The following is a 20,543-nucleotide window of genomic DNA, read 5'->3' as shown; positions in this document are numbered from 1 at the left end:
GGAAACGTGACACGCCTCAAATCAGGCGCCCCGTGGCTGCAAGGTAGTGCGCACCTCGAAGAGTTCAGGGAAGAACTCCAGATCCAGCGCCTTCTTCAGGAATGACACACCGGACGAACCGCCGGTGCCGCGGCGGAAGCCGATGATCCTTTGCACCGTACGCAAGTGTCGGAAACGCCACAGTTGGAACTGCGTTTCCAGGTCCACGAAGTCTTCGCATAACGCGTACTCGCGCCAGTAGCGGTCGGTATCTCCGTAGACGCGCTCAAACACCGGCAGCAGCACGGGATCGGCCACGTGTGGCTCAGTCCAGTCGCGCGCCAAATGTCTGGCCGGGATCGCGTGATCGAAGCGGGCGAGATAGCACAGGAACTCGTCGTAAAGGCTCGGCGCCTCGAGCGCGTCGCGCAGGGCCGCCTGGCCCTGCAGGTCATGGTCGAACACCTTGAGCATCGCTGCGTTCTTGTTGCCGAGCATGAACTCCATCACCCGGTACTGCAGTGACTGGAAGCCCGACGAGGGGCCGAGCGTCTCGCGAAACTCGAGATACTCCGATGGCGTCAGAGTCTCCAGCACGGCCCACTGTTCGGTTAGCTGGCGCAGTACGGACTTGCAGCGGGCGATCACCTTGCGCGTCTGCCAGACTTGATCACGCCGCAGAAAAGCAATCGCCGAACCGAGTTCATGGATCATCAGCTTCATCCACAGCTCGCTGACCTGATGCTGCACGATGAAGAGCAATTCGTCGTGCTGCGGCGGCTGGCTGCGTGGCTGCTGAGCGGCGAGCAGCATGTCCAATCGCAGATAGCCGCCGTAAGTCATCTTGCCATCGAGATCGGTCTGGATGCCGGCTTCGAGATCGCGCTGGTTTTCAGTCATGGAGATCGGATGCACTTCAGAAAGCAGTCATGTTAACGGTTAAGCGAGAAGCAGGCCTTGATCACCCTCCGGAAGCCCCGTGCGGCCTGATGCGGCTTGATGATTTCTCCAGCCCACTGAACTTGGCGGCGCCATCAGCAGTCTCTCGAACGGCTCCAATACGCCCACGCATTGCTGCGCCGTACCTTGCAGTGCAACATGAGAGCCTGTTATCAAGCGCGGTCTTGTTTGATCGTTTGCGTGCATCGGCGACCGACGGTGCGCGTGATCTTTAACCGCTTTCCCCGCATTCCCCACTCCGGAGCGAGTCGTGACCATCGCCGCCAAGTTTGAAATCGAATACCTGCAATACCTTGATGCCGAAGGCAAAGAGGTTCGTGATGATCTACCCGAATTTGCGAAAGACCTGCCGCACATGGTCGAGCTGTACAAGCTGATGCTGTCGACCCGCGTATTCGACGCCAAGTCGATTGCCCTGCAGCGCACAGGCAAGCTGGGCACCTATGCCAGCTGCCTGGGCCACGAAGCCTCGCATGTCGGCATCGGCAGCGCGATGCGCCCGGAAGATGTGCTGGCGGTGAGCTACCGCGAATACGGTGCCCAGCTCTACCGCGGTGTGCAGCCGCGCGAGGTGTATATGTACTGGGGCGGCGACGAGCGCGGCAACGACTACCAGAAAGAGCCGGCGCGGCATGACTTCGCCTGGTCGGTGCCGATTGCGACGCAATGCCTGCATGCGGCCGGCACCGCGCTGGCATTCAAGATCCGCGGCGAAAAGCGCGTCGCGGTGTGCACCATCGGCGACGGTGGTTCGTCCAAGGGCGACTTCTACGGCGCCATCAACATCGCCGGCGCGCAGAACCTGCCGCTCGTGGCCGTGATCGTCAACAACCAGTGGGCGATCTCGGTGCCGCGCAAGATCCAGTCCGGTGCACCGACACTGGCGCAGAAGGGCATCGCCGCCGGCCTGTTCTGCATTCAAGTGGACGGCAACGACATCATCGCCGTGCGCAAGGCGATGGAGGACGCGCTCGAGCGCGCGCGCAGCGGCAACGGCGGCAGCGTGATCGAGGCGGTGACCTATCGTCTGGGCGATCACACGACGGCCGATGACGCCCGTCGCTACCGCGGCGAGCAGGAAGTGAAGGACGGCTGGGAACGCGAGCCGATGAAACGCCTGCGCAACTGGCTTGTGGCCAAGGGCGTGTGGGACGACGCGAAGGAAGAGGCCTGGAAGGCCGAGTGCGACGAGTGGATGGACAATGAGGTGAATGCTTACCTCGAGACCAAGACGCAGCCGGTATCGGCGATGTTCGACTACATCTTCGCCGAAGTCCCTGCCGATCTCGCCAAACAGCGCGATTACGTCCTCTCGCTTGAAAACAAAGGTCACTGAGTCATGGCACAAATCACTCTTATCGAAGCCGTCACCCAGGCACTTGCCTACGAAATGACCCACGACGACAACGTCGTGGTGCTGGGTGAAGACGTCGGCCTCAACGGTGGCGTGTTCCGCGCCACCCAGGGCCTGCAGGAAAAATTCGGCGAGCTGCGCGTGCTCGACACACCGCTGGATGAAACCACCATTGCCGGCGTTACCGTCGGCCTCGCCGCGGCCGGCATGAAGCCCGTCGCCGAGGCGCAGTTCGAAGGCTTCATCTACCCGATGATGGAGCAGATCGCGTGCCACGCCGCGCGCCTGCGCAATCGCACGCGCGGCCGTATCACCGTGCCGGCCGTGTTCCGCGCCCCGTGGGGCGGCGGCATCCGCGCGCCGGAACATCACTCCGAGGCGAACGAACACCTGTTCACCAACATCCCCGGCCTGCGCGTGGTATTGCCGTCGTCGCCTGCGCGCGCCTACGGCCTGCTGCTGGCGGCGATCCGCGACCCCGATCCGGTGATGTTCTTCGAGCCCAAGCGCATCTATCGCCAGTACAAGGAAGAGGTGCCGGACGACGGCGAGGCGCTGCCGCTGGACGTGTGCTTCGTGTTGCGCGACGGCACCGACGTGACCCTGGTGACCTGGGGCGCACAAGTCAAGGAATGCCTGGAAGCCGCCGACGAGCTGGAAGCCGCCGGCATCAGCGCAGAAGTGATCGACGTTGCCACACTGACGCCACTGGACTTCGATACCATCGCCGAGTCGGTGCAGAAAACCGGCCGCTGTGTGATCGTGCACGAAGCCCCGAAGACGGCCGGTTTCGGCGCCGAAATCGCTGCGCGGCTGGCCGAGGAATGCATCTACGACCTGCTTGCGCCGGTCGAGCGCGTCACTGGCTTCGACACGCACATTCCGCTGTTCCGCCTCGAGATGAAATACCTGCCTAGCGTGGAGCGCATCGTTGATGCCGCCAAGCGCACCCTGGCCGCCAGCTAATTATTAAACGGACCCGATTCCATGGCTGATATCAAAACGTTCTACCTACCCGACCTCGGCGAAGGCCTGCCCGACGCGACCGTGGTCGAGTGGCATGTGAAAGTAGGCGACAACATCAAGCTCGACGCGCCACTGTGCTCGATGGAAACCGCCAAGGCGGTCGTCGACGTGCCTTCACCGTACACCGGCAAGGTCACCAAGTTGCACGGCGCACCGGGCGACATCATCGAAACCGGCGCCGCGCTGGCCGAGTTCGAACCCGATCCGAATGCCAAGCAGCGCGCCGAGGCCGAATCCACCGGCCATCAGCACGGCCCAAAGAAAAGCGTCGGCAGCCCCGCGCCGCAAGACAACGAGAAAGTCGTCGCCTCGGATGAGGGCGGCGAAGTCGACGAAGCCATCGCCGTCCGTGAAGACGAAGGCACCGTGGTCGGCGCGATGGTCAGCGGTAATCATGTGCACGTCGAACAGGCCGCCAGCGTCGGTGGCGTCAAGGCTGTGCCGGCCGTGCGGGCATTGGCGAAAAAGTTGAAGATCGACCTCACTCGCGTCACGCCTACCGGCGCCGAGGGTGTGGTGACGTTGAAAGATGTGAAGGATGCCGCGGCCAACGGTTCCGCTGCACTCGGTGCGGCGCCTTCGCGCGCGGTTCCCGCTTCGGCTGGTCGTCACCTTGCGCCAGAGCTGCCGCAGCCCGGCCGTGCCCCACAAGAGCAGTCACGCTCGCCGGTGTCACTCGCCGGCAAGCCGGTACGCACTTCCTCGCCTGGCGCACAGGCCAGCGGCCAGCCGGAGCAGCTGAAGGGCGTGCGTCGCAATATGGCCCGTGTGATGGCCGATGCGCACGCGCAGGTCGTGCCGACCACGATCGTTGACGACGCTGACCTGCACGCCTGGATCGGCAAGCAGGACATCACCGCCCGCCTGGTTCGCGCCATCGTCTTTGCCTGCAAGAGCGTGCCGGCGCTGAATGCCTGGTTCGATGGCAAAAATCTCAGCCGCACCCTGCATCCGCATGTCGATATCGGCATCGCGGTGGATACGGACGATGGCCTGTTCGTGCCAGCTCTGCGCAATGCCGACGTGCTCGACGCAGCAGGCGTACGCTCGGCGATCAAGCGCCTGCGCACGCAGGTCGAGGATCGCAGCATTCCGGCCTCGGAGCTGTCGGGTTACACCATCAGCCTGTCCAACTTCGGCATGTTCGCCGGCCGCTACGCCACACCCGTGGTGGTGCCACCCACCGTCGCCATCATCGGCGCCGGCAAGCTCAGCCACGATGTGGTCGCCGTGATCGGTGGCATTGAAGTCCATCGCCGCATGCCGCTATCGGTAACGTTCGATCACCGCGCCGCCACTGGCGGTGAAGCGGCACGCTTCCTCAAAGCGATGCTGGATGATCTGGGGTTGCCAAACTGAGTCGATGGCTACGGTGACTGACTGACACAAAGCAAAACGCCGCCCTACAAGGCGGCGTTTTGTTTCGGATGGAGCAGCGGATGAAGCGTCCAGCCGCGGAATGCCCAACCATTTGCACTGGTCCGCAAGAACGATGCAGATCAGGCATCAGTGAATGATGCAGACCAGTCGATCCCTCTCTACCGTCGAGCCAGCCTGAGCTTCCGTAAGGCACGCTTCGCCCGATCACGCCGATGGCGGACAGCCACATGTCTGCACCCTCTTACACGTTGATGCGAGCCTCTGCATAAACCGATCGTGCCTCGGTAATCTGGTCGGAATGAACCGCGACCCATGTGGCAAGCGCCCGGACCGGGCGCAGGAAATCCTTGCCCAATTCGGTGAGCGCATACTCGACCTGCGGTGGGGTAACCGGGGTTACGGTTCGGCTCACCAAACCATTTTCCTCCAGCTCCTTGAGCGTCTGCGTCAGCATCTTTTGGCTGATCTCGCCAATGTCTCTGCGAAGCGCATTGAATCGGCGCGGCCCGCGACCAAGCGCTCGTATGACGAGCACTGTCCACTTATCGCAGATCCGCGAGAGCATGCGGCTGATGTGCTCGCAGGTAGCAGTATCTTTTTGTTCGCCTGGTTTCGAAATGGTGCCTTCTTGTGCCAACACGGGAACGCTCCTAGGCTGGTTTCTGTTGGTAACCACCATACAGGACGAAACCATGACTGCTAAGCCCCGCATTGCCCTCATCATTGGATCCACCCGGCCGACAAGGTTTGCCGACAAGCCCGCCCAATGGATGCTTAAACAAGCCCAGGCGCGTCAAGACATGGACGTCGAGGTGGTCGATCTGCGCGATCATCCGCTGCCTTATTTCGCCGAGGTGGCCTCAACTTTGCACGCGCCCAGCAAAGACCCTGAAGCTATCCGGTGGCAGCAGACCATCGATCAATACGACGGTTATATTTTTGTCGTTGCCGAATACAACCACTCCATTACCGGCGCGCTCAAGAACGCGCTGGATCAGGCCTACAAAGAGTGGAATCGCAAACCCTTCACCGCAATCGGTTATGGCAGTGTGGGCGGAGCACGTGCCATCGAGCATCTGCGAGGCATCGGCGTCGAACTGCAAATGGTCTCGACGCGCAGCGCCGTGAACATCGGTGGTAGCGACTTCATGGCCATATTCCCCATGTTCGGCAACAAGCCCATCGAGGATATCGAGGCTGGACTGTTGCCTTCAGCCAAGGCTGCGCTTGACGACCTTGTCTGGTGGGCCAAGGCGACAATGGCTGCGCGAGCGGCGGCCTAACTCGTCCTCAAGTGGGCTGTGCTTACGCCAGCCCACGAATCTCAGGATGGTCGTCTTGCTCGATGAGTGAAAACGCGCCGAGAAAAAATTCGCTGAGAGAAAATATAATGAGTATCGATCTACTCCCTACCTATTTCCTGAGCCATGGCGGCGGCCCATGGTCCTTTGTCGAAGAGCCCAGACGTGCGAATTATGTCAACCTCGAACGGTTTCTGATCGAGTTGAGGCCTGAGCTGCGCAGCCCGGTTCGGGCGGTGCTGATCATCTCCGGGCATTGGGAAGAACGCGGCTTCGCTATCTCTTCCTCCGCAAAACCCGGCATGGTTTTCGATTATTCCGGCTTCCCCGAATATCTTTATCACATCAGCTACGCGGCGCCGGGCTCACCTGAAATTGCCGAGCGAGTACGCGATCTGCTGGCAGCCGGTGGTGTGCCCGCGCGATTGGACAGTGAGCGTGGCTACGACCACGGCACTTTCAGTCTCATGAAGGTACTGGCGCCGGGCGAGAATGTGCCGATCGTCCAGCTCTCGCTCGACGTCGGCATGGATCCGGCTTTGCATCTTCAGGTCGGCCGCCTGCTTGCCCCGCTGCGCCAGGAGGGCGTAGTGATCATCGGTAGCGGATTCAGTTATCACAACTTTCGTGGCGCTCGCCCAGGGGTCGTATCCCAACAGTTCGATGCATGGTTGCAACATGTGCTCGTGCAAGCGAAACCCGCTGAACGCACCAAACAACTGATTCGATGGGAAGACGCACCTTATGCCCGCGACGCGCATGCACGCGAAGATCATTTGATCCCTCTCATGGTGGCCGTTGGAGCAGCGGAGGAAGAGCCAGGCGCTTGCGTGTATCACGAGAAGGCTTTCTTGCAAATGATCACGGCATCGAGCTTTCGCTTTGGAAGCCCTCACACCGATGCCACCGCGTGAATGTTGCCTGGAAAGCGCTGACCGCCATGACTGGCAAGCGCCAGATAAGTCCGGGCACCGGTTGCGGCCACTGGGAACGTGTCTAATAAAAATCCTGTGGAAATCCACAAACTGACCCACTGGACACCGTCGAGCTAAGCGTAGCGACGTAGGCGCGGAGTCGAAGCCTCGCTCAAGTCGAACCGCTTTCGCACCAACCCTTTGACTTCGCTGCTTCGTGGCTACACTCAGGGCGAACGGCTGGGGAGATTTGGTTTGTCCGACTCTGTACGAACCTCAGTAATCCCGCACGTCCAGCAACAGGAACGCGCTGGCAGTGTAATCGTGAGTGTTGGGCCACTTGATCGCATTCAACGCCTGCAGACCTGTCGGCCACGGCTCGTTGTCGAGCAACACATCGGTGCGCGCGTCACCTTGGCCGTCGTGGCGATGGATGACTCGCAACCAGTGCAACTCCGGCGTCGGTGACTCGCGCTTCAACACCGTCTCGATCGATGCCATCGCTTCTGGTGGGATAACCACGGCATCCGCGTCAGCACCACGCACGGTGAATCGGCCAATGAAAACATCCCAGGTGCGCACGCCGATGTCCCAGGCTGTGATCTGCATTAGACGATCGTCGGTGACATACCAGCAGGCCGCCAGCACGAGATGAAAGGTATTCTGCTCGAAGGCTTTCAGTGCATCGCGGCAGGCGGCATCGCCTTCACCGAATCCCGCAAAGCTTTCCTCGATGCGGCGCTCTTCGCTGATCACGATATCGATATCGAGACGGCCGGGTGTGTCGGCTTTCGCAGGCGTCCAGCTGGCACGGATCGCCGGGAAATCACCATCCGTCACCAGCCAGTCTTCCTCGTCTTCCTCGAGCTCAACGTCGTGACGCTCGAACAATCGCAACAGATACTTTTGTAGTGCTGCACTATCCATGATGATCCTCAGTTGTGTGCGTTGGTCTCGTCGACGGATGGTAGGTCACGCCAGGTCAGATACACGCGTAGATCGAATTCGAGCTGGTGGTAGTCAGGCAGCATGTATTGGCACAGCTGATAGAACGCCTTGTTGTGATCGAGTTCCTTCAGGTGTGCCAGCTCGTGCACTACGATCATCTGCAGAAACTCCGGCGCGGCTGCCTTGAACAGTGCCGCTACACGAATTTCCTTTTTTGCCTTGAGCTTGGCGCCCTGCACGCGCGAGATCGCCGTGTGCAAACCCAGCGCGCGCTGCACCACATCGAGCTTGCTGTCGTACAGCACTTTGTCGATGCCCGGCGCGTTTTTCAGATGCTGCTGTTTCAACGCCATGGTGTACGCGTACAGTGCCTTGTCGCTTTGCACGGTGTGACGCTGTGGGTAACGCGCCGCGAGATGATCGCCCAGCTGATCACGCGCAATCAGGTCGCGAACCTTGTCCTGCAAGTTCGCGGGGTAAGCCTGAAGGTATTTGAGCGGCGTCATGGCAGGTATTGTCGCATCCCATCACCCTGGCATCAGACGCTGGAGTTGATTGACCCGATTCGCCGCATGGGCATGTATCCATGCCGGCCGACCATCTGATTCAGCGACGGCGCCCCCACACCATCCAGCGCAGCCCCATCGCCACCGCCAGCGCGACGAGCAGCGCGCCGTAACCGTAAAGCGCGGGCAACACCTGCTGCCAAATCCCGCCGCTGGCACGACCAAACGGACCGATCGTCGGCTGCAGGGCGGTATCGAAACCAAGCACCGCAGCCTCTGCCGCAACGACCAGCGCAATCAGCACGGCCGCGGCATCAAACGCGCGCCGAACTCGTGTTCTCGGCAAACTCTTCGGATAAGCCCAGTACGCCCAGCAAAGAATCAGCAACCATGGCGTGAGCAGGAGAAATGCGAGATAACGCATCGATCAGCGGCCCCACAAACCAGCAGGCTTTCGCTTCACTCGGTGGCGGCCAGTTGATCAAGCGCCTGACGCAGCTGCGACAGCGCGGCCTCGCACGTGGGCTCATCGCGATAGTCGGCAGAGCTGGCCACCGGCTCACCGTCCAGCTCAAGCACAACGCGCAGCGCATCGATCTGCAGCACGACACCGCTGACACCTGCTGCCTTGATCCGTTTCTGCAGCACGCCGCCCGCCTTGGGATCGGCGAACGGTATCGACAGCAGCAGCTCGTCGCCCTCTGCCGAAAACAGGCGGAAGCGGAAACTGCCATCGGCGTCGCGAAAGCTGGCGAAGCGTGGCGCCTTGTTCGCTTTAGTGGAAACCTTCGACTGCACAACCATTGCTGGCCGAGCGCTGGCTGAGCGCAGACCGAGCGCATCGCGCAAGGCCGCTATTTTCGGCGTGGCGATCGCACGCGCCTTGATGGCGCCTTCCTGAAGAATGCTCTCGATACCCGCAGGATCGGCGATCAAGGCCTCGTAGCGCTCGCGCATCGGCGCCACGTCTTTCTCTACCCGCTCGTACAGCGCCTGTTTGGCGTCGCCCCAGCCCATGCCATCAAGCAGGGACTGGCGAAACGACTTCGCCTCGTCCTCGCCCGCAAACGCGCGGAAGATAGTAAACAGCGCGGAGTTGTCCGGATCCTTCGGCTCGCCCGGCAGACGCGAGTCGGTGACGATGCGCATGATGGTCTCGCGCAGCTGCTTCTTACCGCCGGCAAACAGCGGAATGGTGTTGTCGTAGCTCTTCGACATCTTGCGGCCATCCAGGCCAGGCAGCGTCGCCACCTGCTCCTCGATCAGCGCCTCGGGCAGCACGAAGAACTCGCGACCGTGGATGTGGTTGAAGCGCTGGCCGAGATCGCGCGCCATCTCGATGTGCTGGATCTGGTCACGCCCCACCGGCACCTTGTGCGCGTCGAACGCGAGAATGTCCGCCGCCATCAATACCGGATACATGTACAGGCCGGCGTTGATGCCGGCATCGGCGTCTTCGCCGGTCTCGGTATTGCGATCCACCGCCGCTTTGTACGCATGCGCACGATTGAGCATGCCTTTGGCAGCGATGCAGGTGAGGAACCAGGTCAGCTCGGGAATTTCCGGGATGTCGGACTGCCGATAAAAGGTAACCCGCTGCGGATCCAACCCGGCCGCCAGCCAGGTTGCGGCAATCTCCAGCCGCGAGCGCTCGATGCGATCGGCATCGCCGCTCTTGATCAGCGCGTGATAGTCCGCCATGAAATAGAACGCATCGACATCGTCGCGCCTGCTGGCTTCCACCGCGGGGCGGATGGCGCCGACGTAGTTGCCCAGATGCGGGGTACCGGTGGTGGTGATGCCGGTCAGTACGCGAGTCTGCATGGTGTTCGCTTTTGGGTGATCGATGGTTGAACGGTGGCTATCAGCGGATCAGCGTCGACTTGCCGAACAGCGACTCGACCAGGTCGACCGCGAGTTTGGCGGTCTGGTTGCGCTTGTCGTACGCCGGGTTGAGTTCGACGATATCCAGCGAGGCCAACCGCCCGGTATCGGCAATCATCTCCATGCACAGCTGTGCTTCGCGATAATTCGGGCCGCCGCGCACGGTGGTGCCGACACCCGGCGCGATGCTGGGATCGAGAAAATCAACGTCGAAGCTCACGTGCAGATGGGTGCCCTCGTCCATATCAGCCAGCGCGTCTTCCATCGTGCGCTTCATGCCCACTTCGTCGATATAGCGCATGTCGTAAACGCCCACATTCGCTTCGCGCACCAGTTTCTTTTCACCCGCATCGACCGAGCGGATGCCTATCTGCCGAAATACCTCCGGCCTGACCGCCGGCTTGTGGCCGCTGAGCTGGGTCAGCACATCGGGACCGTTGCCGCACAGACACGCCACCGGCATGCCGTGGATATTGCCCGATGGTGTAGCGAGAGCGGTATTGAAGTCGGTATGCGCATCCAGCCACAGGATGCGAAGCTTTTTGCCTTCGTCTTCGCAATGACGGGAAACCGCTGAAATCGAGCCAATCGCCAGGCAGTGATCACCGCCGAGCATGATCGGCAGCCGACCCGCCTGAAGCTCTTGGTGAACAGCCGTATAGACGGCCGTATTCCAAGCCACCACTTCGTCCAGATGCCGATAACCATCCATCGGCGGCTGCCACGGATTGATCGGCCCCTGCAGATTGCCGCGGTCGATCACCTTCAGACCACAACGCTCCAGCCGGGCGAACAGGTTGGCGACGCGCAGCGCTTCCGGCCCCATCGACGCACCGCGATGTCCGGCACCGATATCGGTCGGTACCCCTATCAATGAAACGGTCTTCATGCTCATAACTTGATATACCTGAGTACCTTATCCCGACAGGCACCGAACGAAGTCCGCGCGCAAACCAAGGATATCGGTGTCGAGTGGCCGGCAACGCCGGTAACACGCCAATACGTCGAAGCGATCAACTACCGCTTCTAAGCGGTAGAAAGTTACGGCAGAACCTGCCCGTAAGCCGCTGAAGTTTAGCGGATTGGGGCAAGAACCGCTCTGCGCGTCGACGAAGGCCGATCATCCACACTGGCTGCCGCCAGGCCCCCAGCGCCAGTCATCACACACTCTTTCCAGCCGATGGGATTTGATCTGTCGGTCCAAGGACATAAAAGGAATCACCATGACGATGCGATATTCCCAACGGGCACTCGTTTCAACGTTGTTCCTGGGCTTTGCCTGGACTGCCGCTGCGCAGTCAGACAACACCGGCGGCGGAAAAGGCGGCCTCAGTGCAGCCGACACCGTATTCATCGAGAACGCTGCCAAAGACGGCATGGCCGAGGTGCAGATGGGTCAGATGGCCATCAGCAAATCTTCCGACGACCAGGTGAAGCAGCTGGCGCAGCGCATCGTCGACGACCACACCAAGGCCAATGTCGCACTCAAGACATTGGCCGAAAGCAAAAAAGTGAGCTTTCCTTCAAATACTGCCAATGACGCCCAGAAGCAGAGCGACAGCCTGAAAGCCATGAAAGGCACCAGTTTTGACCAAGCCTGGTCAAAGGCCATGGTCAAAGATCACCAGGACGCAATAAAGATGTTTACCGATGAAGGCAAACAAACCAAGGACACCGACATTCAGCAGTTCGTGAAGACGACGCTTCCCACGCTGAAGTCGCATCTTGAGTCAGCACAGAAGCTCGCCGCCGTGCCAGATGCGCGCGACAAGGCGATGGATCAGACGATGAAATCGATGGGCGCTGCCATGGACAGCACACCAGCGACAGCCCCTGCCCCTGCCGCAGTAGGCGCCAAGCACTGATGCCTGCCTGAAGGAAGTCATCAACAAAACCCATGAGCGCCGGCTGGATACCCTGACAAACTGACAGGCCGGCGCCATGCAGACTACCCACCAGGCATTGGAGAAATCACGATTCGCCATGCAGATTCTCAGCGCCATTGGCCACGCCCTGTGGCTCTCGCTCACGATGTTCTGGCAGATTTTCTGGGGTCTGAGCCTGGGCTTCACCTTTTCCGCGATCATTGAAGTGGTGGTGTCCAAGGACACAATGTCGACCCTGCTGCCTGATCGCAGGCCACGCTCGATCGTGATCGCGGGGCTGCTCGGTGCGGCGACCTCATCGTGTTCCTACGCAGCAGTGGCGATGGCGCGTTCGATCGTGCGCAAGGGTGGTGATTTCACCGCCGCCATGGCGTTTCAGTTCGCCGCCACCAATCTGGTGCTGGAACTGGGCGTGCTGCTGTGGGTATTGATGGCGTGGCAGTTCGCGGCCGCTGAATTTGTGGGAGGCACTATCATGCTGATCCTGCTGAGCGCCGGTTATGCGCTGCTGTTGCCGAAAAAGCTGGAGCACGCTGCGATTGAACACGCCAGGGGCGATGCGACCAGTTCGATGGATGGCCATGCCGCCATGGCGATGGGTAAACGTACCGGTACCTGGCGCGATCGCCTTGCTTCGCGCAAAGGCTGGATCGCGATCAGCCACTACTACGTGATGAACTGGACGATGGTTTGGAAAGATGTGCTAGTGGGACTATTGGTTGCAGGTGTATTAGGTGCCTGGGTGCCGGATCACTACTGGCAGGTCTTTTTTCTGCAAGGCCGGAGCATGTGGCTGATCGCCCTGTGGGGTGCGGCGATCGGCCCCTTGATCGCGATTGCCGCATTCACCTGCTCGGTCGGGAATGTGCCGCTGGCAGCCGTGTTGTGGAACGGAGGTATCAGCTTCGGCGGTGTAGTTGCCTTTATCTTCGGCGACCTGATCATTCCGCCCATCCTGAATATTTATCGCAAGTACTACGGAAGCAAGCCGACGCTATTTCTTTTCATCACGTTCTACCTCGTGATGGTGCTGGCGGCACTTTGCGTCGAAGGAATATTTTTTCTGCTTGGATGGATACCATCGCAACATGGGAAAAACGTATCCATGGCAACGATCAGCTTCAACTACACAACGATGCTGGACATCGCATTTTTTATTGTCGCCAGCATTTTGGCCATCACGTTCTTCCGCAGCGGCGGCCCTCGAATGATGTGCATGATGAGCGGCGGTGGTCATGACCATGCGGATGCGAGCCACGCACACCATCATGATCACTGCTGCTGACCTTGGTCGAGCCGGACACCAGTTATGACCGTCTACGTCGATAGCCTCTACAACTATGGCTGGGTGGTGCATGGACAGGTAACGCCAAGCTGCCATATGTTCACTGACATGCTTGATCTGACCGAGCTGCATGCGATCGCCTCGCAGATAGGCATGCGCATCGAATGGTTTCAGAACAAGGTCAGCGCACCGCACTATGACCTGAAGCCGGATCTCCGCGAAGCGGCAATCAAGGCGGGAGCGATAGTCGTTGACAGGAGAACCGCCGCACTTATCTGGCGAGCACGGCGTGCGCTGGTGAAAACAGCTGATGACGTACAGTCAAGGTCACCGGAAACATCATGAATTTGTCTGTTGTCATGGTCAAACTCTGCGCATGACGGTCGTGTCGGAAATGCGTGGCGACTGTGGAATCAAGGATCTTGCGACCGTCTTGAATGCCCGGCTCGCCTCACTCATGGGCGCAGACCGACTTCTTGGCAAAAATCTTGCTTCGAATCCTCATTCAGAAACTGATGAGCACGCGGAATGTTGAAGTATGCCGGCCTGTCGATATGCCTTTGCCTAATGGCGATGGGGCTGAACCAGGTCTTTGCAAATCAGACCACTGCACAGCAACACATCCAGAAAAGCGCGCGCAGCGTCACATATGGCTCGAATGCGGCCGCCGGGAAACCGAAAAAAGCCGACTGGTGGAAATTTTAGATTTCTTTCATCGAGCGGCTGAATACTTCCTCGCTTAATCGAGCAACAACAAAAAGCCCGTATCACCTCGTGATTCCGTCTGAATGAATGATCTCCAGCAGCGATGGCGAGCTGATCAATAGTCGCGCAAGTCCAACGCCGAAAAACCAGCAGCAACTGATGCCATGACCCAAGGGCGATATTGTTGTACGGCTAGCTCTCGACCGCCTCATGCCGTGCACTGGTTCGCTCATGCGCACGATCCGTCGCAGGCGTAACCCCACTGCGCTGCAACCAATGCCGCACATGATCGAGCAGCAGCTGCCGCTCAAGGCACCATTCGCAGGGTCCGGAGGCTTTCCGCCCGGGCGCAAGGGCCGATGTATCTTTTTTGCCACACTGCGGACAGTCCGCGTGGGCAAGCATGCCAGCCGTTTGGGCAAAAAGCTCAATAGGGTTTAGAACGGACATGGAAAAACTCCAAGCAAGTGATCAGAAATCGTCAGCCATTTCCCTACGTTCAGATACGTAGCAATCTAACTAACGGATTCACGAACGCACATCACCTTTGCTGCGTTTCAGCCGCACGCATGGCAGTTTGCTGCTCTAGGTGAAATCCAATGTTATTTGTTACTGCAAATGCCGTACCAACTCGCCCCAAGATCCGCACGCCATCACACTCGCGAATGTTTTGCTGCCCAAAATCTTGTCCGAAATTCTGAATTTAGAGCAACAAAAAGGCCTGCACCTCCGCAAGCCTTTGATATTTCGGGTGGCATCCTGCACTGAATAGTTATATCAAGTAATTGAGTGATTTTGAAAAATTTTTATCACGCTGCCGAAGTTACTCACAGAACCTACCCACAGCGCCCCGGCAAGATTCTGCATAGCAGGCCCGATGTGAGCCAATCAGGCAAGCAACCTAGCTCCCGGGGATGCATGCGAAGGGACGCCAATTTGAGATAAACGCCTGTCATTCGTGACTAAAAATCTCCACTGGCCCATAAGACGCCTCCCACGGCACTTCCGGCGGTCGAAGTAACTTGGCAGCGCTCTTGCTTTGATCCCTGCGTTCGAACAAAACGGGGATCCAGATGTTCAAGCACATCAGCTTGTCTTTATGCCTTTGCCTGCTGGCGATGGGGCTAAATAGCCTTCTGGTCACGCCAAGTGACGCGCAGCAGCAACCTCAGCAAAGCGCACAAAGTGTCACAAATGGCTCGACCACGCCCATCGAGCAAGGGAGCTACGTCAATCGTGAGGGACATTCGGTCCATAACGCATGGGTTGCAGTGGTCGCCAGTGCTACCGCCCAATGCCACGACGCCAGCCACAGCTTCAGCATGAAACACCGCGGGACGTGTCCACACCATGGCGGAGTGTCGAAATGGCTGTGAACGTCAAATTCAAAGAACTTCTTGTCCGAATCGTCCAGAATGAAACCATGAAAAGCCTGGTCCCCGGGGTCGCGTTGGTGATCGCTCTGACCACATCGTTCCTTTCCGCATCGATGCCGCTGTGGTCGAAGCTGGCGGCTGTCATCGTGGCCGTACTGACGGTCACCCTCGCGATATGGGCGGCTCCTATCAGTGCGAAGACTCAATCCATGCAGAACCAGGCGCATTCGAATAGATCCGGTCCATGCGCGGAAAACGCCAGCCCCCAACAATAGATGTGCTGCATACGGGGTAGATGTGCTGCATACGGGGCCAGTCGCTGGCGCCAGCTCTCAAAAGAGAAAGGCCCCCTTTCGGGGGCCAGTGAACCGCGCAAGGGGATTGCTTACGGTTCGTGGTGCTCGGTGCATCGGTGAGGAACCAGACTTCCCGGGCAAGTACAGATTGCTGCCATGGCGACAGAACTCCTAGCAGGGAATGACTTATGACTATGTAGGCATTCGCTGATGCGCTGTCAGTCTCCGGAGCGCACGATGTCAGCCACGGGATCAAGTTCAAGACCTCGCCGTGATGTGAGACCGCTCCGAGGTTTCCTCCGGTGGAGCCGATGACCAACACCAAACACATGCGGCTACCGTCGCTATAGCGTCATCAGCACCCGCCATACTCGCCGGCTGAGATCGACAAGGGGTACTTATGCGCTGGGTAGTGAGGTTAGTTGCGATTTCTTTTTCGCTGATCGTCAGCGCGCTGATTCTCGTCGTTCTTGCCATTTTTTCGGCAGGCAACTTTGTGGCGGAGTCGGCCAGAAAATAAGACAGGTAGCCCCCATCATCGGCTCTACCGGACGTTGCAGCGTCGGCTATTGCCCGCCCCTCTGGAATCGGACCGGACTCACGGAGCAGCGACAAGCCGCTCGCCCTCGACTTTGATCAGGAAGTCTTCGAGGCAGGTAGAGATTTGATAGGCTGTAGATATTCCAGGGGACTAGAAGCAAGATGAAGGGAAGGCTTTTTTTGATGCTCGCACTCACTGTTGCGAGCGGTTCCGTACAAGCAGCCAAGCACACCAGGGGATCGACCCCAAAGCCCGCACCCAGTCTTGAGGCGTTTGGTTTCACTCTCGGACAGCGACCGACCCTGCTCATCTGTCCGACCACCAGAGAAGGGCTTTTCGATGGCAAGACCTGGTCAGCAACCTTAGACGCCACTTGCCTGGAGCCACCGACCCGTGGCGAGGCAACCGCTGACGGTCGCTCTAAAACTACCCCTGTCCATTTCAACCACTCAGATGAGCCCTGGGTGGTTTCGAGCAACCGCGCGGGCAGCTTCGAGCTGCAAATACTTGACGGGACCGTACAGGGCATTCGTGTGCGTACAAGCGGAGTGGATAGCCAGAAAAGCATCTACGCCATGCTCAGGAAAAAGTACGGCGTTCCCACGACGCTTACCAAGAAACATGTACCGAACAGAATGGGAGCACAGGTCGATGGCATTAGCGCCGACTGGCTCTTTTCAAACCTCCGGGTTACCTTCGAAGGCATAGGAGCAAACCCCGACGAGGGGTCGCTTTCAATAACGACAACCGGCGCTTTCGAATATGCGATGAAGTCGCTCCCATCTACGCTTCCGATAAGTCAGGAAAATTAGCTCGTCCGAAACAGGACAGGCCGCGTCTACATTTTGCCGGCCTCCCGTTGCTCTTCGATTTTTGGTAGCTACATGACACTCGTAGCCTTCCTGTCGAAGGAGTTTTCTCAAGGATGATCTGGACCTGGGTTGGACACCGCACCAAAGAAAAGGCCTGCATCTCTGCAAGCCTTTGATATTTCTGGTGGGCACCCGGCACAGAATAGTCAATCTAAGTAGCTGACTTAAATTGGAATTTACCATGAGACTTCGCGAAGATACTCACGAAGTTACTCACAACCGCGCCAATATGGGCGCTGCAGCTTTCTGGACGTTCCCCCTGATATCGCACGTCACGCGACCACATCGACGGCGCGTAAACTGAGCCTATGAAACGCAAACGCAACTGGGCGTTCCTCGCTCTCGTCGCGGCAACGATCGCGATACTGGTCACAGGCTTCTATCTGGGCATAACGCACCAGGAAGCACGGCCAGCTGACAATGAACCGGCTGGCGCAGAACCGTAACACCCGCGACTGGCCAAGCGCGTATGGTGGGTGAAGTCATATCTCACTCACAAAGCTCCACGAGCAGGAAAGGCCGGTGACCACCACAAACCAGCAACCCGATCCTGGGGCAAACGCACCGCTGAAGGCCTTGGTCGTGGAAGACAACCCTCTCGTTGCCGAAACGATCGCCGACGGTCTGAGTGCAATTGGCTATGCACCGGTTGAATCCGTCAGCTCAGTGAAGTCGGCATTGAATGCTGTTAACGACCAAGACGTCGACCTTGCCGTGCTTGAGACCGACGTCAGGGGTCATTCTACCGAGCCCGTGCTGGACGCGCTGGACTCAAAGGATATTGCCCACATCGTTGCTTCGTCCGATGGGTGCAATCCGCTTCCGGGACACGCCCCGTACTTGCAAAAGCCGTTCGGCTTTTCCCAGTTAAAATCCGCTGTGGACCAGGCTCGTGAACAGGCATCGGTTCGCTCATGGGACCGCCTGCATTGAGCCAGCAGCACATGGCCTTCGCTCGATCAGCTCCTTAGACTGCAGCCACATATGCTGCAGTCATGTCCCGACTGCCCAAGCACGCCAAATCCTTCTCGTTCGATCCGCTTGCCGACTGGTCAGCCTTCGCCGGGCGTTACCTCGACATGACGCCCTTGCATATTGTTATGAAGAACTATCCTTTGCGGGCATGCGGTACATCCATGATCCTGCACCCATCGCCCTAGACGCATCGGTGTCCTCCCCGGAGCTCCCATCCTCCCCTAGGGAGCTGAAGCCTGCTACTTCTAGGGCGAACCACTTCCCACTCTGCATCAAGCTCGCACTGTGCGTTTTTTTGTTGCCACTGATACCTCGCCACAATTAGGCGATGGAAGTGTCTGGTCATCGGCTCCACCCGATACAGCGGCGAGCTTCTATCTGAGCATCATGCATCGACAAGCTCGGCCGTCTGACAACTCGACGCAAGACGCGGGCCCTTAGCCAGGGCGCCCAGCATCTCTTCAGCATCACCATGCATCGGAATATGAAGCCACGCCGCAACATGGATACGGGCATCGCGCAGTAACTGCGAATATCGGGAAGCGTTACTTACCTGAAAACCTGCTGCGCGAAGCTTGCGCAATTTGATACTGACCGGTTGATTACGGAGTGTGTATTGACACCGAAGAACCATCCCAGGGAGGGTTCCATGAGGTTGCATCTCCAAGGCAAGCACGGCTTCCTGCACTCCAAGGATCACGGAACAAGCTGACGAAGCGGGTGCCGAATCTCCATCGCCCAGCAGATGGTATTCCGCGGCCCATTTTCTCAAACGAATTTCCAACTCACTTTCACGCCGCATGCTTGCTCCCGATAATGCGTGTCGCGACCGGCGCAATCATCTATACAGCACGATCCGAGTCAACGTAAAGCACCGGAAAGCATCCGGTCATCGGCTCACTGAAGTCACAGGCGTTGCCGCGCCAGATAGAACTAGCGTTGTGTTGTCGGAGGTTTCCACGCTTGGAGCTGCGCGCACGACTCGGCAATCACCAACTCGGCAACAAGCTCCGTAGCCTCGTCCTTGCTATCAAACCGCATGATCGGCTCTTGCTCTGTCGTGTCGAAAACGACGAAGCCTGGGTGTGCTGCTCTGATCTCAAGCATGGTGTGTCTCACATCAAGAAGAAGTACCCCGTTCGTCGGTTCCACCTGACGTTGTGGCGTCGCGTACTGCCTGACACCTGTCGGCTTGGGCAAGACTTGTTCGGCCTCGTGTAGGGGTGTCCAAGATGCGCCGCAGCGACTCCGGTGGCTATCAGCGACAAGATCGGCCTCGTGTAGGTGAAGGCTGACGCAGTGTTGTGCCCTTGGGACTATATTCGCCCGCACGTACTCACACTTTGAGCGCGCTGCAATGGGACAACCTTGGACGACATGGCACAAAAAAACCCGCTGTTATGCGGGTTTCGATGGATTCTTGGGCCGATATGGGATGGCTTGGGATGGTCATTTGGTGCCGGCACCCGGATTCGAACTGGGGACCTACTGATTACAAATCAGTTGCTCTACCAACTGAGCTATGCCGGCAAGGGGTGGAATTCTAGCAGTCGCGTGGCGCATGCTCAAAGCGGGATGTGTGCAAACTCTGGCGAGCGAATCAAAAACAGCTGGTGCTGTGCGAGTTGACGCCACTGGCACGAACGCGGCTGCGCCATTCAAACCGGGGGCTGTTGCTGGCAACCAGATCGAGCCAGTACTCGGGCACATTCTCGCTGCGCTCACTCATGCGGGCGGAAAACCCCGCAGCCACCACCTCATCGCGACGCTTGCGCGCATTGGTTGGGTCCTTGAACAAACCCAGCGAGACGGTATTGGGCTGATCGCCGCCACTGACGACAAAATAATCCTTGATGTTGCGCGCACCAAGCTGGCGCGCCAACTCAAGCGCCTGCGCGTGATTGCTGGTGGCCGGCAAATAGACCCACCAACCGTTGGATTGGGTGGTCTGCTCCTGCCGCGAACGCATCCGCATGACCTGAGCGTCTAGCGTCTGGCGGGCGTTGCGTAAATCCTGCGGGGTCGCAAACGGCCCTAACGCAAGGCAGATTTGCGGGACAGGCGCCGAAGACCGGCTTGCTGCAGCATTCACTTGAGCTACAGGCACGGGAGAGGGAACCGGCGCAGTCTGTGATTCAGCGACAGACGATGCCGCACTGGGCGCAGCGGCAGTGACAACTGGTTGCGGCATTTCCGAGAGCAAACGCAATTCGCGCACACCCGGATCAGCGGCACTACCGTTGTGCGCATAAGGCTGACCGAGCAGCAACCACGCGCCTACCGCGATATTGAGCGCACTCAAGAGGACAAACAGCAGACGCAGAAACATCGGACCCCCATCGCCAAGCAGCGACA

The 20,543-nt window shown here is 58.9% G+C and carries 23 protein-coding genes and 1 tRNA gene; 14 read left to right on the top strand and 10 right to left on the bottom strand.

What is annotated here, in order from left to right; translation table 11 throughout:
- Window positions 1-21 precede the first annotated feature (21 nt).
- Window positions 22-885 carry a tryptophan 2,3-dioxygenase family protein gene (locus HDE80_RS00825; protein ID WP_184667730.1) on the bottom strand — a complete coding sequence of 288 codons (864 nt, stop codon included), beginning with the start codon at window positions 883-885 and terminating at the stop codon, window positions 22-24.
- 304 nt (window positions 886-1,189) lie between these two features.
- On the opposite strand from HDE80_RS00825, the gene pdhA reads away from it, so the two are divergent.
- Genes pdhA through HDE80_RS00810 form a run of 3 tightly spaced genes read left to right on the top strand, consistent with a single transcriptional unit; the run spans window position 1,190 to window position 4,678 of the window.
- Window positions 1,190-2,275: a pyruvate dehydrogenase (acetyl-transferring) E1 component subunit alpha gene (pdhA, locus tag HDE80_RS00820; protein ID WP_184601855.1), complete on the top strand. Its 1,086-nt coding sequence runs from the start codon at window positions 1,190-1,192 to the stop codon at window positions 2,273-2,275.
- Window positions 2,276-2,278: 3 nt separating this feature from the next.
- Window positions 2,279-3,259 carry an alpha-ketoacid dehydrogenase subunit beta gene (locus HDE80_RS00815; protein WP_184666969.1) on the top strand — a complete coding sequence of 327 codons (981 nt, stop codon included), beginning with the start codon at window positions 2,279-2,281 and terminating at the stop codon, window positions 3,257-3,259.
- A 21-nt stretch (window positions 3,260-3,280) separates the two neighbouring features.
- A complete protein-coding gene (locus HDE80_RS00810; protein WP_184666967.1) occupies window positions 3,281-4,678 on the top strand; it encodes a dihydrolipoamide acetyltransferase family protein in 1,398 nt (465 codons plus the stop codon).
- Window positions 4,679-4,940: 262 nt separating this feature from the next.
- Here HDE80_RS00810 and HDE80_RS00805 read toward each other — a convergent pair whose 3' ends face one another.
- Window positions 4,941-5,339 (bottom strand): helix-turn-helix domain-containing protein, encoded by a 399-nt coding sequence (locus tag HDE80_RS00805; protein ID WP_345776387.1) that lies wholly within the window; start codon window positions 5,337-5,339, stop codon window positions 4,941-4,943.
- Window positions 5,340-5,391: 52 nt separating this feature from the next.
- Between HDE80_RS00805 and HDE80_RS00800 the strand changes: the two genes are divergently transcribed.
- Together HDE80_RS00800 and HDE80_RS00795 are read left to right on the top strand one after the other, a co-directional pair.
- Window positions 5,392-5,982 carry an NAD(P)H-dependent oxidoreductase gene (locus HDE80_RS00800; protein ID WP_184666963.1) on the top strand — a complete coding sequence of 197 codons (591 nt, stop codon included), beginning with the start codon at window positions 5,392-5,394 and terminating at the stop codon, window positions 5,980-5,982.
- 62 nt (window positions 5,983-6,044) lie between these two features.
- Window positions 6,045-6,914, top strand: coding sequence for a class III extradiol ring-cleavage dioxygenase (locus HDE80_RS00795; protein WP_255483512.1), 870 nt, complete (start codon window positions 6,045-6,047; stop codon window positions 6,912-6,914).
- A gap of 276 nt (window positions 6,915-7,190) precedes the next feature.
- On the opposite strand, the gene HDE80_RS00790 is transcribed toward HDE80_RS00795, so the two are convergent.
- The 5 genes from HDE80_RS00790 to rocF all read right to left on the bottom strand — a co-directional run bounded on the left by HDE80_RS00790 (window position 7,191) and on the right by rocF (window position 11,147).
- Window positions 7,191-7,841 (bottom strand): DUF6348 family protein, encoded by a 651-nt coding sequence (locus tag HDE80_RS00790; protein WP_184666961.1) that lies wholly within the window; start codon window positions 7,839-7,841, stop codon window positions 7,191-7,193.
- A gap of 8 nt (window positions 7,842-7,849) precedes the next feature.
- Window positions 7,850-8,368: a M48 family metallopeptidase gene (locus HDE80_RS00785; RefSeq protein ID WP_184666959.1), complete on the bottom strand. Its 519-nt coding sequence runs from the start codon at window positions 8,366-8,368 to the stop codon at window positions 7,850-7,852.
- Window positions 8,369-8,468: 100 nt separating this feature from the next.
- The gene (locus HDE80_RS00780) at window positions 8,469-8,792 is read right to left on the bottom strand and encodes a hypothetical protein (RefSeq protein ID WP_184666957.1); all 324 of its coding nucleotides are present in this window, start codon (window positions 8,790-8,792) and stop codon (window positions 8,469-8,471) included.
- A gap of 35 nt (window positions 8,793-8,827) precedes the next feature.
- Window positions 8,828-10,192 carry a tryptophan--tRNA ligase gene (locus tag HDE80_RS00775; RefSeq protein ID WP_184666955.1) on the bottom strand — a complete coding sequence of 455 codons (1,365 nt, stop codon included), beginning with the start codon at window positions 10,190-10,192 and terminating at the stop codon, window positions 8,828-8,830.
- A gap of 40 nt (window positions 10,193-10,232) precedes the next feature.
- Entirely contained in the window at window positions 10,233-11,147 is a 915-nt protein-coding gene (rocF, locus tag HDE80_RS00770) for an arginase (RefSeq protein WP_184601848.1), read from the bottom strand.
- Between the two features lie 328 nt (window positions 11,148-11,475).
- Here rocF and HDE80_RS00765 point away from each other — a divergent pair, with 328 nt between their 5' ends.
- The 9 genes from HDE80_RS00765 to HDE80_RS00725 all read left to right on the top strand — a co-directional run bounded on the left by HDE80_RS00765 (window position 11,476) and on the right by HDE80_RS00725 (window position 18,373).
- Complete coding sequence (locus HDE80_RS00765) at window positions 11,476-12,117, top strand: DUF4142 domain-containing protein (protein WP_345776386.1); 642 nt, start codon at window positions 11,476-11,478, stop codon at window positions 12,115-12,117.
- A gap of 76 nt (window positions 12,118-12,193) precedes the next feature.
- Complete coding sequence (locus HDE80_RS00760) at window positions 12,194-13,423, top strand: permease (RefSeq protein ID WP_221437374.1); 1,230 nt, start codon at window positions 12,194-12,196, stop codon at window positions 13,421-13,423.
- Between the two features lie 24 nt (window positions 13,424-13,447).
- Entirely contained in the window at window positions 13,448-13,768 is a 321-nt protein-coding gene (locus HDE80_RS00755; protein WP_184666952.1) for a DUF4031 domain-containing protein, read from the top strand.
- Window positions 13,769-13,951: 183 nt separating this feature from the next.
- Complete coding sequence (locus HDE80_RS00750; RefSeq protein WP_184666950.1) at window positions 13,952-14,128, top strand: hypothetical protein; 177 nt, start codon at window positions 13,952-13,954, stop codon at window positions 14,126-14,128.
- Between the two features lie 1,073 nt (window positions 14,129-15,201).
- Window positions 15,202-15,504: a DUF3761 domain-containing protein gene (locus tag HDE80_RS00745; protein WP_184666948.1), complete on the top strand. Its 303-nt coding sequence runs from the start codon at window positions 15,202-15,204 to the stop codon at window positions 15,502-15,504.
- A complete protein-coding gene (locus HDE80_RS00740; protein ID WP_184666946.1) occupies window positions 15,495-15,779 on the top strand; it encodes a hypothetical protein in 285 nt (94 codons plus the stop codon). The genes HDE80_RS00745 and HDE80_RS00740 overlap by 10 nt, the downstream gene beginning before the upstream one ends.
- Window positions 15,780-16,523: 744 nt before the next feature.
- Complete coding sequence (locus HDE80_RS00735) at window positions 16,524-17,153, top strand: hypothetical protein (protein WP_184666944.1); 630 nt, start codon at window positions 16,524-16,526, stop codon at window positions 17,151-17,153.
- A 582-nt stretch (window positions 17,154-17,735) separates the two neighbouring features.
- Window positions 17,736-18,146, top strand: coding sequence for a hypothetical protein (locus HDE80_RS00730; protein WP_184666942.1), 411 nt, complete (start codon window positions 17,736-17,738; stop codon window positions 18,144-18,146).
- A 62-nt stretch (window positions 18,147-18,208) separates the two neighbouring features.
- The gene (locus HDE80_RS00725; RefSeq protein ID WP_184666939.1) at window positions 18,209-18,373 is read left to right on the top strand and encodes a hypothetical protein; all 165 of its coding nucleotides are present in this window, start codon (window positions 18,209-18,211) and stop codon (window positions 18,371-18,373) included.
- A gap of 200 nt (window positions 18,374-18,573) precedes the next feature.
- Here the strand turns inward: HDE80_RS00725 and HDE80_RS00720 are convergent, their stop codons facing one another.
- From HDE80_RS00720 to HDE80_RS00710, 3 genes are all read right to left on the bottom strand, one after another.
- Window positions 18,574-18,990, bottom strand: a complete 417-nt coding sequence (locus HDE80_RS00720; protein WP_184666937.1) for a hypothetical protein — start codon at window positions 18,988-18,990, stop codon at window positions 18,574-18,576.
- 652 nt (window positions 18,991-19,642) lie between these two features.
- Window positions 19,643-19,718: transfer RNA gene (locus HDE80_RS00715), tRNA-Thr, on the bottom strand.
- Between the two features lie 70 nt (window positions 19,719-19,788).
- Window positions 19,789-20,517 carry an SPOR domain-containing protein gene (locus HDE80_RS00710; RefSeq protein ID WP_184666935.1) on the bottom strand — a complete coding sequence of 243 codons (729 nt, stop codon included), beginning with the start codon at window positions 20,515-20,517 and terminating at the stop codon, window positions 19,789-19,791.
- Window positions 20,518-20,543: the final 26 nt, after the last annotated feature.

The organism is Rhodanobacter sp. A1T4 (genome assembly GCF_014207185.1).
Lineage (GTDB): Bacteria > Pseudomonadota > Gammaproteobacteria > Xanthomonadales > Rhodanobacteraceae > Rhodanobacter.
The sequence above is the reverse complement of the archived record's forward strand: the minus strand, read 5'-3'. Positions and strand labels throughout refer to the sequence as shown.